Raw genomic sequence first — 2516 nt, forward strand, 5'->3', positions numbered from 1 at the left:
CTTGAGGATCAGGGCGACGCGCAGGTCGACCGCGGCAAAGGTATCGAACTCGATCTCCGGCGACAGGTGATCCAGATAGGTCCGGGCCTTGATGAAGGTGCCGCGGGACTTGGACATCTTCTGACCGTTGACGGTCAGGTAGCCGTGCACGTTGATGCCGGTCGGTTTACGGAAACCGGCGCCTTCGAGCATCGCTGGCCAGAACAGGGCGTGGAAGTTGACGATGTCCTTGCCGATGAAGTGGTACAGCTCGGCGGTGGAGTCCTTGCCCCAGAACGCGTCGAAATCAAGTGCAGGCGTACGGTTGCACAGGTTCTTGAAGCTGGCCATGTAGCCGATCGGCGCGTCCAGCCACACGTAGAAGTACTTGCCTGGTTCATCAGGAATTTCGAAGCCGAAGTACGGCGCATCGCGGGAGATGTCCCACTGTTGCAAGCCGGCGTCCAGCCATTCGGCGATCTTGTTGGCCACGGCCTCTTGCAAGGTGCCGCTGCGGGTCCAGGCTTGCAGCATTTCCTGGAAGTCCGGCAGCTTGAAGAAGAAGTGCTGGGAATCCTTGAGCACCGGCGTGGCGCCGGAGATTGCCGACTTCGGATCTTTGAGGTCGGTCGGCGCGTAGGTTGCACCGCATTTTTCGCAGTTGTCGCCGTACTGGTCTTCGGTGCCGCATTTCGGGCAGGTGCCCTTGATGAAGCGGTCGGCCAGGAACATTTTCTTTTCCGGGTCGAAGTACTGCGTGATCGAGCGCGTGGCGATGTGCCCGGCGTCGCGCAGCTTCAGGTAGATCTGGCTCGACAGCTCACGGTTTTCTTCGGCGTGAGTGGAGTGGAAGTTGTCGAAGTCCACCAGGAACTCGGCAAAGTCGGCGCTGTGTTCAGCCTGGACGTTGGCGATCAGTTGTTCCGGGGTGATGCCTTCCTTTTCTGCGCGCAGCATGATGGCCGAACCGTGGGCGTCGTCGGCGCAGACATAAATGCATTGGTTACCGCGATGCTTCTGGAAGCGCACCCACATATCGGTCTGGATGTATTCCAGCATATGGCCGAGGTGGATCGAACCATTGGCATAGGGCAGGGCGCTGGTGACGAGGATCTTGCGTGGCTCGGACATGGGGCTCGGCTACTTGATGAAACGGAGGTCGGCCACTATAAAGCGCCGGCGCATATTTTTCACCCCCACGGCCAGCTTCCACGGACCTTTGTACCCGCCGGTCATAAGATATTTGTCATATTCTGAAAGCATCCCGTCCAGGCGACAGAACGGTTAGGATACCCGCCTGATTTTCCAGTCTTGCTATCGGAGTTGCCCATGAGCGCCGTCAATCGCGCAGCGGTGGAAGCCGTCCTTCGCCAATACACCGACCCTTATCTGAACCAGGACCCGGTCAGCGCCGGGTGCGTGCGCAGCATCGATATTCAGGGCGATCGCGTCAGCGTCCAGCTGGAGCTGGGTTACGCCGCCGGTCTGTTCAAGAGTGGCTGGGCGCAGTTGTTGCAGATGGCCATCGAGGGCCTGGATGGCGTGGTCACTGCCCGTGTCGAGATCACCAGCGTGATTGCCGCGCACAAGGCCCAGGCACAGATTCCGGGGTTGGCCAACGTCAAAAACGTGGTGGCCGTGGCGTCTGGAAAGGGAGGCGTGGGCAAATCCACCACGGCCGCCAACCTGGCGCTGGCGTTGGCTCGTGAAGGTGCCAAAGTGGGGATTCTCGACGCGGACATCTACGGTCCGAGCCAGGGCATCATGTTCGGCATCCCTGAAGGCACCCGTCCTCAGGTCAAGGATCAGAAATGGTTCATTCCGATCGAGTCCCATGGCGTCGAAGTGATGTCCATGGCCTTCCTGACCGACGACAACACGCCGATGGTCTGGCGTGGGCCGATGGTGTCCGGCGCCTTGTTGCAACTGGTCACGCAAACGGCCTGGGGCGACCTGGATTACCTGGTCATCGACATGCCTCCAGGCACCGGCGACATCCAGTTGACCCTGGCGCAAAAAGTCCCGGTGGCCGGTGCGGTGATCGTGACCACCCCGCAGGATCTGGCATTGCTGGATGCGCGCAAGGGCGTGGAAATGTTCCGCAAGGTCAACATCCCGGTGCTGGGCGTGGTCGAAAACATGGCCGTGCACATCTGCTCCAACTGCGGGCATGCCGAGCATTTGTTCGGTGAGGGCGGGGGGGTGAAGCTGGCCAACCAGTATGGCGTCGAACTGTTGGCTTCGTTGCCGCTGTCGATGCTGATTCGCGAACAGGCCGATGGCGGCAAGCCAACGGTGATCGCCGAGCCTGACAGCCAGATTGCGATGGTTTACCAGGAACTGGCCCGCCATGTCGGCGCGCGGATCGTGTTGCAGGAAGCTGCGACGCCGGCGATGCCGAACATCACCGTCAGCGACGATTAAATCGCTGAAAAGAGATCGCTGCCTCGCTTCGCTCGACACGAGGCTGCGATCTTTTGATATTGCTTTAGATACGCAACCCGCCATCCAGCTCCAGAATCCGACCAGTGTAGTAG

The 2516-nt window shown here is 60.1% G+C and carries 2 protein-coding genes; one reads left to right on the forward strand and one right to left on the reverse strand.

The window, feature by feature from the left end; translation table 11 throughout:
- A partial coding sequence (gene metG / locus AC1DLB_RS27465; protein ID WP_477786047.1) for a methionine--tRNA ligase occupies positions 1-1110 on the reverse strand: 1110 nt, incomplete at its 3' end.
- A gap of 198 nt (positions 1111-1308) precedes the next feature.
- On the opposite strand from metG, the gene apbC reads away from it, so the two are divergent.
- Entirely contained in the window at positions 1309-2403 is a 1095-nt protein-coding gene (gene apbC / locus AC1DLB_RS27470; RefSeq protein WP_018926592.1) for an iron-sulfur cluster carrier protein ApbC, read from the forward strand.
- The last annotated feature ends 113 nt before the right edge of the window (positions 2404-2516 follow it).

It is taken from the genome of Pseudomonas sp. 05N434 (assembly GCF_056396965.1).

Coding starts and splice junctions, on each gene's coding strand:
- apbC (WP_018926592.1), top strand. CDS start 1,309: ATGAGCGCCGTCAATCGCGCAGCGGTGGAAGCCGTCCTTCGCCAATAC.